The organism is Streptomyces sp. NRRL F-6676 (assembly GCF_000725625.1).
GTDB lineage: Bacteria > Actinomycetota > Actinomycetes > Streptomycetales > Streptomycetaceae > Streptomyces.
Window position 1 is genome coordinate 117952 of sequence record NZ_KL647083.1, and the last position, 14951, is coordinate 132902.

The 14951-nt window shown below is 72.5% G+C and carries 13 protein-coding genes; 8 read left to right on the plus strand and 5 right to left on the minus strand.

All coding sequences use genetic code 11. The features are described from left to right. Nucleotides 1–70: 70 nt before the first annotated feature. Entirely contained in the window at nt 71–376 is a 306-nt protein-coding gene (locus tag IO29_RS31940) for a DUF6247 family protein (RefSeq protein ID WP_199806821.1), read from the minus strand. A 58-nt stretch (nt 377–434) separates the two neighbouring features. Between IO29_RS31940 and IO29_RS31945 the strand changes: the two genes are divergently transcribed. Both IO29_RS31945 and IO29_RS31950 read left to right on the plus strand, forming a co-directional pair. Next, nucleotides 435–1037, plus strand: a complete 603-nt coding sequence (locus IO29_RS31945) for an FxLYD domain-containing protein (RefSeq protein ID WP_158709281.1) — start codon at nt 435–437, stop codon at nt 1035–1037. A gap of 189 nt (nt 1038–1226) precedes the next feature. Then, nucleotides 1227–2462: a PASTA domain-containing protein gene (locus tag IO29_RS31950; protein WP_030378410.1), complete on the plus strand. Its 1236-nt coding sequence runs from the start codon at nt 1227–1229 to the stop codon at nt 2460–2462. A 187-nt stretch (nt 2463–2649) separates the two neighbouring features. Here IO29_RS31950 and IO29_RS31955 read toward each other — a convergent pair whose 3' ends face one another. Next, nucleotides 2650–3243: a YdeI/OmpD-associated family protein gene (locus IO29_RS31955; RefSeq protein WP_030378409.1), complete on the minus strand. Its 594-nt coding sequence runs from the start codon at nt 3241–3243 to the stop codon at nt 2650–2652. A gap of 167 nt (nt 3244–3410) precedes the next feature. Further along, nucleotides 3411–4247, minus strand: coding sequence for an SDR family oxidoreductase (locus IO29_RS31960; protein WP_030378408.1), 837 nt, complete (start codon nt 4245–4247; stop codon nt 3411–3413). A 104-nt stretch (nt 4248–4351) separates the two neighbouring features. Here IO29_RS31960 and IO29_RS31965 point away from each other — a divergent pair, with 104 nt between their 5' ends. From IO29_RS31965 to IO29_RS31985, 5 genes are all read left to right on the plus strand, one after another. Then, complete coding sequence (locus IO29_RS31965; protein WP_078618126.1) at nt 4352–5284, plus strand: LysR family transcriptional regulator; 933 nt, start codon at nt 4352–4354, stop codon at nt 5282–5284. Between the two features lie 85 nt (nt 5285–5369). Beyond that, complete coding sequence (locus IO29_RS31970; protein ID WP_030378406.1) at nt 5370–5801, plus strand: ATP-binding protein; 432 nt, start codon at nt 5370–5372, stop codon at nt 5799–5801. Between the two features lie 96 nt (nt 5802–5897). Next, on the plus strand, nt 5898–7718 hold the full coding sequence (locus tag IO29_RS31975; protein ID WP_030378405.1) for an McrB family protein: 1821 nt from the start codon (nt 5898–5900) through the stop codon (nt 7716–7718). Further along, nucleotides 7715–9004, plus strand: coding sequence for an McrC family protein (locus IO29_RS31980; protein ID WP_051707247.1), 1290 nt, complete (start codon nt 7715–7717; stop codon nt 9002–9004). The genes IO29_RS31975 and IO29_RS31980 overlap by 4 nt, the downstream gene beginning before the upstream one ends. A 39-nt stretch (nt 9005–9043) precedes the next feature. After that, nucleotides 9044–11191 carry a UvrD-helicase domain-containing protein gene (locus tag IO29_RS31985; RefSeq protein WP_030378403.1) on the plus strand — a complete coding sequence of 716 codons (2148 nt, stop codon included), beginning with the start codon at nt 9044–9046 and terminating at the stop codon, nt 11189–11191. Between the two features lie 15 nt (nt 11192–11206). Here IO29_RS31985 and IO29_RS31990 read toward each other — a convergent pair whose 3' ends face one another. Next, a complete protein-coding gene (locus IO29_RS31990; protein ID WP_030378402.1) occupies nt 11207–12865 on the minus strand; it encodes an N-6 DNA methylase in 1659 nt (552 codons plus the stop codon). A 205-nt stretch (nt 12866–13070) separates the two neighbouring features. On the opposite strand from IO29_RS31990, the gene IO29_RS31995 reads away from it, so the two are divergent. Beyond that, nucleotides 13071–13892, plus strand: a complete 822-nt coding sequence (locus tag IO29_RS31995; protein ID WP_030378401.1) for an SAM-dependent methyltransferase — start codon at nt 13071–13073, stop codon at nt 13890–13892. Nucleotides 13893–13915: 23 nt separating this feature from the next. Here IO29_RS31995 and sigJ read toward each other — a convergent pair whose 3' ends face one another. Further along, nucleotides 13916–14875, minus strand: a complete 960-nt coding sequence (gene sigJ / locus IO29_RS32000) for an RNA polymerase sigma factor SigJ (protein ID WP_030378400.1) — start codon at nt 14873–14875, stop codon at nt 13916–13918. Nucleotides 14876–14951: the final 76 nt, after the last annotated feature.

Here is a 14951-nt window from a genome sequence, read left to right on the forward strand (position 1 = left end):
CTCGGCGAAGGTCTCGGGGCCCTCGTAGGAGAGCAGCCAGACGAACTGACTGCGCTACCGCTCCCCTCGGTCACAGCCCGACCTCGGCCGCCGCGTCCGCGTGGATCTTCCGGATCTCCGCGATGGCATCCGTCGGATCCTCGACACCGGCACTCACGATCTCCTCCAGATGTCGCAGGCGCGCGCCGCGTGAGGGGTACCGCTGAATCGCGACGAACACACCCCACGTGTGGACGAAGGTGCGCAGTGGCGCGAGGGACTGTTCCTGCTGAGCGCTGGTGGTCGCGTCGACGAGATCACGGACGAATGTCGGCATGCGGCTCGGCGTCAGTCGCTCGACCGCACCACGCAGCGCATCAGGGGTGAGTGCGGGCATGGGCATGAGTGGCTCACCGGCCTGCGGCTCTGCATGCGGTGCGGTCACGGTCGCCCGCATGTCCGACAACACCCCCGAAGGACCGGAAGCCGTCCCCGCTCCTCCGGTGCCCGCCACTCCCCCGACGCCGGTTCCGCCGGCTCCCGGCGGCGGTTCGGGACGGCGGGGCAACCGCATCCGCCTCGTCGCCGCCGCAGCCGCCGTGCTCGTCGTGGGCAGCGGTGTTAGCTACTGGGCGCTGTCGGGCGACGGGGACCCGATGGACCATGTCGCTGTCTCCGGCGGCAAGTTAGTCACCGGCGACAGCGATGTGGACGACGACAGCGACGACGACGCGTACTGCGACGACACGGACACCTACACGTTCAACGACTGCGACACGGACGACGACGCCGAGCCGGAGTCGACGTACGAGTTCGTCTACAAGATCACGAACGAGGGCGACGAACCCGCCAACTACTCCGTCCTCGTCAACGCCTTCGACAAGGACGGCGACTACGTCGGCCAGACGTACCTCGGCGTAGAACACCTGGCGCCGGGCAAGACGGACGCGGACAAGAGCGAGTTCACCTCGTACGGCACGTTCCAGGACAAGCACGGGGTGTCCGACATCGCGTCGGTGAAGGTCGCCCACGTGGAACGCACGGCACTGGCCAACTGACGGGGCGTAACGGCAAGGCGGCCGGGCCGGTTGGACGTCGTACCCGCGCCAAGAGCCCGGCCCGGACCGCCCACACCGAATACCGACCACGCCACACGCCAATCGCAGATCACCGGCCGTCGGCCGGCGGCCGCCGGTCACCGATCCCCGATCGCCGATCGCCGATCGCCGAAGAACGAGAGAGCGCCCATGAACCCGTACAACACCCCTCCGCCCCCGCGCTGGACCCCGCCCCGATCCCGGCCCTGGTGGCGGACCACCCCCGCCGTGCTCGGCCTCCTGGCGCTCATGGCGGTGCTCAGCGCGGTGAGCTTCCCGCTGGGCTTCCTGGTGATGATCGGCGCGATGGTGGCGGTGTGGGTGCTGCCGCCGTGGCGCTGGTACGCCCGGCTGGGCGCCACGTTCGGCGCCTTCCTCCTGACGGTGATCGGCGCGGGCATCGGCGGACAGCTCGACGACAACGCACCGAGCACGACCGAGGCGGGTGCGAAGAACGCCGCGGCGAGCGCGTCCCCGGCCGCCTCGAAGGCCCCGCCCCTCACCGACTACACGGGCAAGGCCCTGGACGAGGCGGAGAAGGGCGCCCGCGCGGCCGGCTACACGCTCGGACGCCACGACGCGTCCCCCGAGGACCGCGCGATCGCCGTGCGGTCGGCGTGGACGGTGTGCTTCCAGAAGGCCGACGCCACCGAGAAGATGGTCACCTTCGCCGCCGTCAAGGACGACGAGCCCTGCCCGGTGAAGGACGGCGGCGCCCTCCCCTGGCCCACGATGCCGGACGTCGTCGGCGACACGTACAACACGGCGCTCAAGGCCCTGGACCGCGCCGGCATCGACACGGCCGACGTCACCCTCGACGACGTCTACCTCGACGTCGACGCGCCCACGGCGAAGCAGGCCGCCGCGAAGGGCGACGAGTGGCGGGTCTGCTTCCAGCGCCCCGCCGAGAACAGCGACGTCACCTCCACGACCAAGGTCCGGCTGGACCTGGGCCGCTGGACCGACGCGGACACGGTCCAGAAGTGCCCGTCGAAGAAGAACACGACGTACAAGATCCCCGCGAACGATCCCGACCACCACGACAAGACCCCCGGCACCCACACCACCACGGGCGGCACCTCGACCAACGGCGGTTCGAACAACGCCCGTTCGACCAACGGCGGCACCGGAAACGGCGGCTCGACCGGTGGCAGTTCGTCGTCGTCGAGCGGCGGCTCCTCGACGTCGTCCGGCGGCGGCAGCTCCACCAGCGGCGGCAGCAGCTCCTCGTCCGGCGGGAGCAGTTCCTCGTCCGGTGGCAGCGCCGGCACCGTCCACCCCGGCTCCTTCTGCTCCCCGGCCGGCGCCACCGGCGTCACCGCGGCAGGCACCCCCATGGTCTGCGGCCCCGGCTCCGACGGCCGCGACCGCTGGCACTCCGCCTGACCCGTTCCCTTGCGCTCGGCGCTGATTGCGCGCTGCGCGAGCGCGGGTGGGCTGCGGCGAGTCGTGCCGCAGCCCCAGGCCACGCGGACGAACAGCGGGCCTCGCGTCAGCGGTTCGGGTCGGAGGTGGCCGAGCGGTTCAGCCGTGGTGACGGGAGCACGGTCGTCGTTCGTGGCCTTTTCCACCGCTACGGGTGCGGCTTCTCGCCCTTCGCCAGCATCGCCACGTACTTCTCGATCCGCCGCGCCCGGGTCTCGGGCCGCTTCGCGTCCTGGATCCGGTACAGGATCGCGTAGCGGTTCTGCCGGTCCAGTGTCTCGAAGAACGCCGCCGCGGCCGGGTCGGCGGCCAGCGCCGCCGCGAGGTCGTCCGGCACCGTGGCGGTCTTCGCGCCGTCGTAGGCCGCCTCCCAGCGGCCGTCCGCCTTGGCGCGGTCGACCTCCGCCTGCCCCGGCGGACGCATCCGGCCCTGCTCGGTCAACGCGGCCACCTTGTCCCGGTTGACCTTGGACCACTTGCTGCCCGGCTTGCGCGGGGTGAACCGCTGGAGCCACCACTGGTCGTCGAATCCGGCCTTCTGCCCGTCGATCCAGCCGTAGCAGAGCGCCACGTCGAGCGCCTGGGCGTAGTCCAGCGCGACGATTCCGGGGCCCTTCTTGCGCAGCTTGAGCCAGATGCCGGGCGAGACGGCATGGTTCTCGCCGAGCCACGCCTCGAACTCCTCGGCGGATGCGAAGGCGACGGTCTCCAGTTCCTGAGTCACCCTCGCAGCGAACCACATCCGGCCGACCGCCACTACACGTTCGACCACCGTTCCGACGAGCTTGTCCGGTCTCCTCTCACGCCGACAGCCGCCGACAGCCGCCGACAGCCGCAGGCATACGGCGGCATACGGCCGGCGAGGTCACCCGCGTCCTCAGCCGGGCGCCGCTGTGCGCAGGCGGCTGTTCATCGGAACAGGTCCAGGTTGTCGGCGGCCCAGCGGCGGAACGGGCGGCCGGGGCGGCCGGTCAGTCGCTCGGTGGAGCGTGCTGCCTCATGGTGCTCGGTGGGCAGCGCGGCCCAGTAGTCCAGGATGGCATCGGCCAACGCCGCGGGCACATGAGCGCTCAGGTGCCCGGCTGCCTGTTGACGAGTGGGTTCGCACAGGTCGACCGGACGGTCGAGCAGTTCGCCCAGTATCCGCGCCTGGTCACGGAAGCTGAGCACTTCCGGCCCGCCGAGAGCGACGGTCTCGCCGTCCAGTCGGTCGCTGGTGAGGGCCAGTTCAGCGACGTCGGCGATGTCCTCGGGGTGGATGACATCGAGCTGGGCGTCCGGATGCAGCTGTTCGACGGGTCGGCCGGCACGGATGGCTTCCGCCCAGTGCAGCGCCATGGTGGCGAACCCGCCCGGGCGCAGCACGGTCGCCGTCAGCGGGGCGGCCCGTAGCGCACGTTCCACCCGCAGGTGGTGCCGGGCCAGCGCGTTGTGTTCCGCGTCGGGGAGGGCCGCCGAGTCCGACGAGAGCAGTACCACCCGCTGGACCCCGGCCGTGATCGCGCTGCTCAGCAGGGCTTCGATCCCGGCCGGTTCGGCGTAGAGGAAGACGTCGGTGACGCCGGCCAGCGCGGGAGCGAAGGTCTTCGGGTCCGCGAGGTCGAGGGCGACGGCGGGTATGCCGGCAGGCAGCTCGAGCCGTTCCGGGGCGCGACTCGCCGCCCGGACCTCGTACCCGGACGCGTGCAGGCGCCGCAGCAGACCGGCGCCGATGCCGCCGCGCGCTCCGGTGATCAACAGACTCACGTGTCCTACTCCTCATGGTTGCTGGGATGCGGCCCCCTAAGCGGTGCCGGGTGCCGGATGCCAGCCTGCGACGATCACGGCATCGAGTCCAACGAAGATTGCCGATGACATCGATCGGTGTGCGCTATAAATGGGGGGTGGAACTACGTCAGCTGGAGTGCTTCGTCGCCGTGGCAGAGGAACGCAGCTTCACCCGCGCCGCAGCCCGTTTGCACCTCGTGCAGTCCACCGTGTCCGCCACGATCGCCGCTCTGGAGAGTGAACTGGCCGCCCCTCTGCTGGTGCGCACGACCCGGAAGGTCACCCTTTCCGACGCCGGGTTCGAGCTCCTCCCCAAGGCCCGGGCGGCGCTCGACGCCGTACGGGACGCGCGCGACGCCGTCCATGCCGTCCAGGGCGGGCTGCGCGGAACCCTGCACATCGGCACCATGAGCTCACTCGGGCCTCTCGACCTGCCCGCCCTGCTGGGCCACTTCCACCGCGGTCATCCCGAGATCTCCTTGCGCCTGGCGACGGCCGCGTCCAGCGGAGGATCACCGGGGCTCGTCACCGCGCTGGCCGAAGGCCGGCTCGACCTCGCCTTCGTCTCGATCCCCGGGCCTTCCCCGGCCGCCGCACGGCTGCGTCACCTGACCTCGACACCGCTCGACCTCGTGGTCCCCCAGGAGCACCCCCTGGCCGGCCGCGGCACGGCAACGCTCTCGGACCTGGCCGACGAGCCCTTCGTCGACTTCCCGTCCGGCTACGGGAACCGGGCGGTGACCGACCGCGCCTTCACCGCCGCCGGAATTCGGCGGCACGTGACCATCGAGATCAACGACATCACTGCCGGTGTGGACTTCGTTCGCCACCGTCTCGGCCTGGCGCTGCTGCCGCGCGGTGCCGTCACCCCCGACCACGATCTCGCCACCGTCCCGATCACGGACGCCGACCTGGACTGGCCCATCTCGCTCGCCTCCCCGACGGGACGCAGCCCTTCCGCAGCCGCGCGGGCCTTCGAGCAGTTCGTCGAGGATCACCTGGCCGCGGGCTCCTGAAGCACAGCCACCGCCGCCGTACACTCACGCAGCGTACGGATCTTCCGTATGGCGTGCGCCCCCGCGCGCCCCGCACGGTGGCCCCATGAACGTCACCACGTCCGCGTCGGCCACCGCTGCCGTCAGGACTTTCGTACAGCAGTTGTCCTCCACCCGGCGCGGCGCGCGGCTCGCGCGGCTACTCGCGGCGGCGCAGTTCCAGGCCTGGCAGGTGTCACCGTCCGTGGCCGAGCGCGGGGAGCAGATCGTCGCCGAGCTGGCCGCGAACGCGGCGCTGCACGGCCACGTCCAGGGCCGCGACTTCCGCCTCACGCTCCGCTTCGACCCGGCGGCCGGCCGGCTCCGCATCGAGGTCACCGACGCACGCGGAGACCACCTCCCCGCCCCCGCCCCCGTCGCGCCCACGGACTCCGAGTCCGGCCGCGGCCTCCTCCTGGTCACCGCCCTCGCCGACCACTGGGGCACACGCCCGTACCCGCCGAGCGGCAAGACGGTGTGGGCGGAGTGCGGGCCCTGAGCGCGCCCGTCACCCGTCGGGGACCGCTGTCAGTGGGAGCCCCTACTGTGTGAGTCGGTCGTACGGTGAGCAAGCGGGAGAAAGCGTGGGGGATCGATGACTGTGGAGGGCCAGCGGGCCGCCGCCTACCCGGAGTTCCGGTTGCGGCTGCCGAACGGCGGTCCCTACGCGCGGGGGCGGGTGCTGCCCGCGAAGGGGCTCAACGGCAGTCCCAAGTTCCTGCTGCTCGCCGGGTCGCCCGTGCGGCCGGAGCTGACCGCCGGCGCGGGGCGGTACGCGGCGGAGCAGCGGGAGGCGCTGATCGCCGAGGGGGCGGTCCGGCCGTCGGAGCGGTGGCCGGGGTATCTCGAGACCGCGCGGGACATCGAGTGCAACTCGCCCTCCGCCGCGGCCTCCCTCGCCGCCGGACACGGCTCCAACGCGCTGTCGGAGTGGCGGACGGTGGAGGAGGACTTCCCCCTCGTCGACTACCTCGGTCACTCCTGGCGGCCGCCCCGCAAGGCCTGGCTGGTCCGCGGGTCGAACGTGGCGGGGCGGGACCTGGTGCGGCGGCTGTGGCTGCCGGAGGGCCTGGTCACGCTCGCCGCGGCGCACCTCCCGCCGCTCGGCGAGGAGGACCCCACCAAGAGCGCCCTGCGCCGGTACGTCCAGGAGGGCTACGACGCCACCGCCTCGTACAGCCAGAAGCAGGCGCTGGCCGACGAGTTGCACTACTTCCTGACTCAGATGCGGCCCGGCGACACCGTCTGCACGATCTCCGGCGGACAGCTGTACGTCGGCCTCGTCGAGGGGCGGGCGGAGCAGGTCGAGTCCGAGGGCGGGCTCGCCAACCTGCGCCGCAGAACGGCGTGGCGGCCCGAGGGCGTGCCGTACGACGCGCTGCCGGAGGCGTTGCAGCAGAAGCTGTCCGTGCAGCACGACGTCGTGGACCTGACCCCCGTGCTCCCCCTCGTCGACGGACTCGGCCGCAGCGACGAGGAACTGGCCGAGGAGGCCGGGTCCGCGGACGGCGACGCCACCGCGGAGGCGGCGGCCCTCGTCGCCCGCCGCGACCCCGAACTGCCCGCGCCCACCGACGCGCTGGCCGCCGAACTGCTGGTGCACGACCCCGCCTGGCTGGCCGAGGTGCGCGATCTGCTCGCCGACGAGCGGCAGTTGGTGTTCCACGGCCCGCCGGGCACCGGCAAGACCTACCTCGCGCTGAGGCTCGCCGAGTACTTCGGGGGCGGGCCCGAGCAGGTCAAGCTGGTGCAGTTCCATCCCTCGTACGCGTACGAGGACTTCTTCGAGGGGTTCCGGCCCCAGGAGGACCCCGAGACACGGGAGGTCGCCTTCCGGCTGACCGCCGGACCGCTGCGCGAGCTCGCCGACCTCGCCTCCCGCGAGGGGAACCGGCACGTCCCGCACTTCCTGGTCATCGACGAGATCAACCGGGCCAACCTGGCGAAGGTCTTCGGCGAGCTGTACTTCCTCCTGGAGTACCGCAACAAGTCGGTGCGGCTGACCTACTCGGGGGACGACTTCGCGCTGCCGCCCAACCTGTTCGTGATCGGCACGATGAACACCGCCGACCGGTCCATCGCCCTGGTGGACGCGGCGATGCGGCGGCGGTTCGCGTTCGTGGAGCTGTCGCCGCGCGTGGAGCCGACGCGCGGGCTGCTGCGCCGCTGGCTCGCCCGGGAGGAGCGCGGCGCCGAGCCCGCCGATCTGCTCGACGCGCTCAACTCCCGCATCGACGACCCCGACTTCCGCATCGGGCCGTCGTACCTGATGAAGAAGGGGGTCTACCGGGAGGGCGGCCTGGAACGCACCTGGCGGACCAAGATCCTGCCCTTGCTGGAGGAGCACCACTACGGGGAGGGCGTGGACGTCGAGAAGCGGTACGGCCCGGCGGCGCTGCGGGAGTCGCTGGGGTGAGCACGGTCGTCGAGCCGGTCGAGCACGGGCCGGCCCGGAGCATCGACCTCGTCGAGTACGGCCCGGCCCGCAGCATCGCCCTGCCCGACGCGGTGGGGCGGGCGCTCGCGGTCGGGAACGTCGTGGACGCGGCCCCGGACCCGTACGCGCCCGGGCACTGGTCACTGCGCGCCGGCAGCAGGGTCGGCGCGGTCGCGCTCACCGTGCCGGGGGCCGGGGCGCCCGTGACCGTGCGGGTCGCCCCGAAGGTGCCGATCGCCCGGCTGTTCTTCCTGCTCGGCTACAGCCTCGACCCGAGGGGCCCCTGGCGGGAGGGGGACGTCGACGTCGCCGGGCACCGGGAGCTGCTGCCCGCGCTCGCCCACGCCGTCGAACGGCAGGTCGACCGGGCCCTGCGGCAGGGCCTGCTCCAGGGCTACCGGGAGACGGAGGCAAGCGCCCTGGTCGTGCGCGGCCGGATCCGGGAGGCCGAGCAGATCCGGCGGCGGTTCGGCGCGGTGCCGCCGGTCGAGGTGGCGTACGACGAGTTCACCACCGACATCGCGGAGAACCGCCTGCTGCGCATGGCGGTGGAGCGCCTGCTGCGGCTGCCCGGCGTGCCGCGCGAGGTGCGGCGCCGGCTGCTGCACCAGCGGGCCCGGCTCGCGGACGTCACCCCCGTCATACGCGGGCAGCGGCTGCCGGACTGGCGGCCGACCCGGCTCAACGCCCGCTACCACCAGGCGCTGCGCCTGGCCGGTGCCGTCCTGGAGGACGCCTCGCCCGAGCACGCGCCCGGCGGACTGCGCATCGAGGGGTTCCTGTTCGACATGAACCGGCTCTTCGAGGACTTCGTGACGTGTGCCCTGCGCGAGGCGGTGCGCGGCTCGGGGCACACGGCCCGGTTGCAGGACGCCCACACCCTCGACGAGGCGTCGGCCGTCCGGATGCGGCCCGACTTCGTGCTCTACGGGCCGGACGGCACCCCGTGCGCGGTCGCGGACGCCAAGTACAAGGCGGAGAAGGCCGTGTACAAGGTGCGGGCGCGGGGCCGTCTCCCGCGCGGGCCGGGCGGTTTCCCCGAGGCCGACCTGTACCAGATGCTGGCGTACTGCACCGCGCTCGGCCTGCCCGAAGGGCACCTGGTCTACGCGAAGGGCAACGCCGCGCACGCCGCCCACCGGGTGCGCCACGCGGGCGTTCTGATCCACCAGCACGCCCTCGACCTGGACCAGGAACCGGCGGGGCTGCTGGCCGACATCGCCGAGGTGGCGCGACGGATGCGGGTGAGCGCCGCGCCCGTATGATCGGACACGTTTCGTCCGTTCAGGTGGGGAGTGGGCCTCGTGCCGCAGCTGGCGTTCGCCAACAGCTTCTGGGAGAGCTACGACTCCCTGGAGAAGTCCGTCAGGAACGGCGTGCGCAAGGCGATGCAGAAGTTCCAGCTGCTCAGCGTCCCGGAGCTGCAACAGGACAAGGGGCTGCACCTGGAGTCGGTCGAGAAGGCCGCCGACACCCGGATGCGGACCATCCGCATCAACGACTTCTGGCGCGGCGTCGTCCTCGCCCCCGACGACGGCAGCGACGTGTTCCTGCTCGTCAACGTCGTCCCGCACGACGACGCCTACACCTGGGCCGCCAAGCGCCTGTACACGACGAACTCGGCGACCCGCGCGCTGGAGGTCCGCAACGCCGTCGCGATCGACCAGCTCACCCCCGCCCTGGAGAAGGCGGCGGCCGACGCGCCCACGCTGCTGTTCGCGAAGTACTCCGACACCGTCCTGCGTGAACTGGGCATCGACGACCAGGTGCTGCGGGCGGTGCGGACCGTCATCGACAAGCAGCAGCTCGACGCTTTCCAGACGCTGCTGCCGGAGGACCAGTACGAGGTCCTGTACTTCCTGGCCGACGGGTACAGCCCCGAGGTGGTCTACCGGGACGTGGTCACCGCCCGCCGTCCCGTCGACGCGGGGCCGGACCCGGACGAGAGCCTGGCCGCCGCCATCGCCAACACCCGCAGCCGGATCACGCTGGTCAGCGGGCCCGAGGAGCTGGCCGACATCCTGGAGAAGCCGTTCGCCGCCTGGCGGGTGTTCCTGCACCCCTCGCAGCGGCGGGTGGCCTATCGGGTGTCGTACGGCGGTCCGGTGCAGGTCACCGGCGGTCCGGGCACCGGAAAGACGGTCGCGGCCCTGCACCGCGTCAAGCATCTGCTCACCCGCTCCCCCGACAGCCGGATCCTGCTCACCACGTACACCAACGCGCTGGCGGCCTCACTCCGCGAGAACCTCGCCCTCCTCCTGGGCAGCGGCGACGGCGGCGGCGCGGCACTGCTCGACCGGGTCGAGGTGACGACGGTCAACGCGTACGCGCACGCCGTCGTCACCCGTCTCGACGGCAGGGCCCCCTCCCCCGTCGGCGACCGCGACGAACGGCAGCTGTGGAGCCGCGTCGTCAAGCAGCTCGGCCTGCCGTGGACGGAGCAGTTCCTGGCGCAGGAGTACCGGCATGTGATCCTCGCCCAGGACCTGCGCACCCTCGACGCCTACCGGGCCGCCTCCCGGCGGGGCCGCGGCAGCGCGCTGTCCCCCGTCAGACGGGAGCAGCTGTGGCCGGCCGTCGAACTGTTCGAGCGGATGCTGCGCGACCGCGGCTCCACGACCTATCTGAAGGTGTGCGCCCGCGCGGCCGAACTGCTGTCCGCCTCCGCCCCGACACATGACCACGTCGTCGTGGACGAGGCGCAGGACCTGCACCCCGCGCAGTGGCGGGTGCTGCGCGGCGCCGTACGGCCCGGCAACGACGACCTGTTCCTCACGGGCGACCCGCACCAGCGGATCTACGACGCGAAGGTGTCGCTCGGCTCCCTGGGCATCCCGGTCGCCGGCCGCACCCACCGGCTGCGCGTCAACTACCGCAGTACGGAGGAGATCCTGGCCTGGTCGACGGGGATCATGACACCGGTGTCGGTCGACGACCTCAGCGGCGAGGGCTCCGACACCCTGGCCGGCTACCGGTCCCTGCTGCACGGCCGCAGACCGCACGTGGACGCGTACGGCTCGGAAACGGCGGAGGTCGCGGCGCTCGTCGAGCGGGTGCGGGGATGGATCGCGCAGGGTATCCGCCCCTCCGAGATCGGCGTGTGCGCCCGTTTCAACGTGTTGCTCGACAAGGCGTACGACCGGCTGCGCGCGGCCGGGGTGCCGGTGGTCCGGGTCCGGGACAACCCGGGCGCGGACGAGGAGGGCGTGCGGCTGGCCACCATGCACGCCATGAAGGGGCTGGAGTTCCGGTGCGTGGCGGTGCTGGGGGCGACGGCGAGCGCGGTGCCGTTCATCCGCGAGGTGACGCCGGCGGCGGTGGACGCGTTGCAGCACGGGTCGGACCTGCTGCGCGAGCGGTGCCTGTTGTTCGTGGCGTGCACGAGGGCGCGGGAGGCGCTGGCGGTGTCGTGGAGCGGGACGGGGAGTCCGTTCGTACCGCGGCAGCAGTGACCTGCCGTCCCCGTCTCAGTCCCCCGGCCGCAGCGCCCCGTTGCCCAAGCCGTCCCGCGCCAGCGTCGCCGCCTCGCGGCTGAGTTCCGCCACTCGCCCGGCCCGTTCCTCGAACTCCCGCAGGGCGCGGAACGCCGCGCCGTACCGGCGTTGTTCGTCGATGTCCATCTGCGGGACGCGCGCGCCCTTGCCGTCCAGGCGGAACGTGCCGCTGGCGCTGGTGGAGCGCCGGTTGTTGGCGGCGCTGCGCAGGAAGCCGCGCAGGAAGTCCGTGTCGAGCTGGTCGCTGACGGAGGCGGGCTCGGGCGTGCCGTAGGCGACGAGCCCGGCGCGCGCGAGGTCGGCGACGCTGACGGTGGGGCCGTCCTGGATGCCGGGGCCGTCGGTACCGGTGAGCGCCGGCAGCAGTTCGGCCAACGCCCGTACCTGCTCGGCCAGTTCGTCGCGCAGTGCCTCGTACTCGGCGGCGTACTCGCGGTGGGTCTCCACGACGTGGCGGCCCGGGGTGAGGTCGACGGTGTCGTTGAGGAGGTCGATCAGCGCCACGTCGGCGCACTGGTCGGGCCGTGCCTCGAGCGTGCCGTCGGGGTCGTTCGTGGTGAGGTCGACCATGCGGACGTGAGTGGCGGCGTCGCCCGGGGAGAGCGGGCGGCGCAGCTGCCACAGGTGCACGGGCAGCGCGTGCGAGACGGCCGTGCCCGGGGGCAGGGCGGTGACCTGGGTGAGGATGCCCCGGCGGACGAGTTCGGCCCGGATGCGGCGGCCGGCCTTGCGGTAGGCGACGGAGGCGGACATCACCATGAGGACCCGGCCGCCGGGCGCGGTATGCGCGTAGGCGTGCTGGAGCCAGGCGAGTTCGCCCTCGGCCCGGGAGGGGGTGCCCAGTTCCCAGCGGGGGTCCAGGAGAAGTTCCTCGCGCCCCCAGTCGGAGTCGGCCACCGGTGGGTCGCAGACGACGAGGTCGGCCCTGAGCCCCGGCAGGCGGTCGTCGCGCAGGGAGTCGCCCGTCTCGATCTCGACGCCGCCGCGTCCGGTGAGGCGGGCGCGCAGCCGGGCGAAGCGTGCGCTGTCGGCGTCGGCCTCCTGGCCGTACCGCTTCGGTCCCTGCTCGGGGCCGACGGCGAGGAGGAGCGTGCCGATGCCGCAGGCGGGGTCGAGGAGCGTGGCGTCGGCTGCCGGCTGGCCCGCGAAGTGCCGTACGGCGCGGACGACGCGCGGGGAGGTGATCTGGTCCGAACCGGCCCTGCGGACGGAGTCGGTGAGGCGTTCGACGAGGGCGGTCACCACGTCGTGCGCGGAGGTGTCCGCCGCCAGGGTGCGCACCAGGCGGGCCGCCTCTGCGGGGAGCCGATCCGGGGTCTCGTCCGACGGTGCGGAGAGCACCTGTGCGACATCGGCGAGTCCGCGGATCATTTCGTCGCCGTAGGCACTGCGCAGTGCCTGCCACAGCTGGACCTCGTCCGAGACGTCCTGCCCCTTGCGCTGCCGGTCCAGCCACGCCTGCACCTCGGCGAGGGCGAACAGCGGGCTGTGGGCGCCGCCGCCCGCGGGCAGCGGGAAGTCGTCGTAACGCCGCCGCCAGTTGGAGACCGCCGCTCTGGTCACCCCCGCGAGCCGCGCGATCTCTGCGCCGGAGACCAGCGGACCGGCGGAGGAAGCGGCGTTGTCCGTCATGCGGGCCACCGTACACGGGTAACAGAACCGTCTCAACGGCAAACGTGTTGATGTGGTACACAGCGCACACAATCCGAATGAATGTATACGACACGTTCAGTCGCGGAGGAGCGGAAGGAGGTGGGGCCGCCGCCGGACCGCGCTTCCCCTTCCCAGTACGCCAAAGTGCTGGTCGGCGGGCGGACTTGCGGGAGAGGATGGGGGCATGACGGTTGAAGGCAGCTCCATCGACCCCAGCAAGCCCAGCATCGCACGCGTGTACGACTACCTGCTCGGCGGCAAGGACAACTACGCCTCGGACCGCGAGGTCGGTGACGTGTTCAAGCGCGATCTGCCCGGCTCGGTGGCCATCGCCTTCGCCAACCGTGCGGCCCTGACCCGGGCGGTCGCGGAGATCGCGACGACGACCGGGATACGGCAGTTCGTCGACCTCGGCAGCGGCCTCCCGACCGCCGACAACGTCCACCAGGTCGCCCAGCGGCACGCGCCCGAGTCCCGGGTCGTGTACGTCGACATCGACCCCCAGGTACTGGTCCACGGGCGGGCGCTGCTGGAGCAGAACGACCGGACGCGGGTGGTACGGGCCGACGTGCGCGACCCCGCGGGCGTCCGCAACCACCCGGACACGCTGGAGTTGATCGACTTCGACCGCCCCGTCGCCGTCATGTTCAGCGCGATCCTCCACCACGTCAACGACGAGGAGGACCCGGCCGGAATCGTCCGCTACTGGCGCGACCGCGTACCGGCCGGAAGCCACTTCTTCGTCAGCCACTTCCGCTCCGGCAACAACCCGGAGACCGAGGAGGCCGAGCGCGTCCTCCAGCAGACCTTCGGCCGCGGCCGCTGGCGCACAGACAAGGAGATCGAGGCCCTGCTCGACGGCCTGGAGATCCTCGATCCCGGCATCGTGCCGGCCTCGCTGTGGCGCCCGGAGACGGTCGACAGCCCGTGGGGCGGCAACGGCGGCGAACAGGACCTCACCGTCTGGCAACGCCTCATCGCGGCGGGGCTGGCCAGGAAGGCGTAGGGAGCCTGCTCCCAGGGCTCGGGTCAGTCCCAGAGCTGCAGCTTGTCCGGGTTGCGGACGGCCCAGATGCGGGTCACGCGTCCGGCGGTGAGGGCGAACGAGGCCACCGTCAGGACGGTGCCGGCGCGGTGGGCGACCAGGCCCGGGGTGCCGTTGACCGACCGTTCCGAGAGTTCGAGTCCGGGGGCCCGCTCGGCCATGGCGACCATGTACCGGGCGATGCGCGTACCGCCCTCGACCGGGTGCGGGGCGGCACCGGCGAGGCCGCCACCGTCCGCGGTCATCACGGCCTCCGGGTCGAGAAGGCCGATCAGGGCCGTGATGTCCCTGCTCTCCCAGGCCTCCTTGACCCGGCGGACCGCCTCGGCCTGGCCGGCCGTCACCGCGGCGTGCCCCGCCGCTTCCACCCGCCGCCGGGCGGAGGCCGCCAACTGCTTGCAGGCACCGGGGGTACGGCCGAGGACGCCGGCGATCTCGGCGAACGAGTACCGGAAGACGTCGTGCAGGACGAACGCCACCCGCTCGGCGGGCGTCATCGTCTCCAGGACGACGAGGAAGGCCATGGTCACCGACTCGTCGAGGACGATCTGGTCGGCGGGGTCGAGGGACACGGTGGGACCGGCGAGGGCCAGGGCACCGCCGCGATCACCCTCCCGCCCTCTCCGCTCCCCCCGGTCGGGCAGCGGGTCCGGCAGCCACGCGCCGACATACCGTTCCCGGCGGGAGCGCGCCGACCCGAGCACATCCAGACAGACGCGCCCGGTCACCGTCGTCAGCCAGGCTCCCGGGGACACGATCCCGTCCCGGCGGCTCCCCGGCAGCGCGTACCAGCGGGCGTACGCCTCCTGCACGGCGTCCTCGGCCTCGGCCAGCGAGCCGAGCAACCGGTAGGCGACGTTGAGCAGTTGACGCCGCTCACCCTCGACGCCCCCGGCGCCCGCGGCACCCCCGGCACCCCCGACGTCCGTCCCCACCACCCCCATGCACCGCACCCCCCACTGCGACGACCGCCTCCCGCCTTACCTTTCGCGGCCCCGTGTCGTCGTGCTGGTGAGACCT

What these genes read in the sequence shown, in the direction of transcription:
- IO29_RS31940 (WP_199806821.1), bottom strand. Translation starts at nt 376, where the DNA reads ATGCCCGCACTCACCCCTGATGCGCTGCGTGGTGCGGTCGAGCGACTG.
- IO29_RS31945 (WP_158709281.1), top strand. Translation starts at nt 435, where the DNA reads ATGTCCGACAACACCCCCGAAGGACCGGAAGCCGTCCCCGCTCCTCCG.
- IO29_RS31950 (WP_030378410.1), top strand. Translation starts at nt 1,227, where the DNA reads ATGAACCCGTACAACACCCCTCCGCCCCCGCGCTGGACCCCGCCCCGA.
- IO29_RS31955 (WP_030378409.1), bottom strand. Translation starts at nt 3,243, where the DNA reads ATGTGGTTCGCTGCGAGGGTGACTCAGGAACTGGAGACCGTCGCCTTC.
- IO29_RS31965 (WP_078618126.1), top strand. Translation starts at nt 4,352, where the DNA reads ATGACATCGATCGGTGTGCGCTATAAATGGGGGGTGGAACTACGTCAG.
- IO29_RS31970 (WP_030378406.1), top strand. Translation starts at nt 5,370, where the DNA reads ATGAACGTCACCACGTCCGCGTCGGCCACCGCTGCCGTCAGGACTTTC.
- IO29_RS31975 (WP_030378405.1), top strand. Translation starts at nt 5,898, where the DNA reads ATGACTGTGGAGGGCCAGCGGGCCGCCGCCTACCCGGAGTTCCGGTTG.
- IO29_RS31990 (WP_030378402.1), bottom strand. Translation starts at nt 12,865, where the DNA reads ATGACGGACAACGCCGCTTCCTCCGCCGGTCCGCTGGTCTCCGGCGCA.
- IO29_RS31995 (WP_030378401.1), top strand. Translation starts at nt 13,071, where the DNA reads ATGACGGTTGAAGGCAGCTCCATCGACCCCAGCAAGCCCAGCATCGCA.
- sigJ (WP_030378400.1), bottom strand. Translation starts at nt 14,875, where the DNA reads ATGGGGGTGGTGGGGACGGACGTCGGGGGTGCCGGGGGTGCCGCGGGC.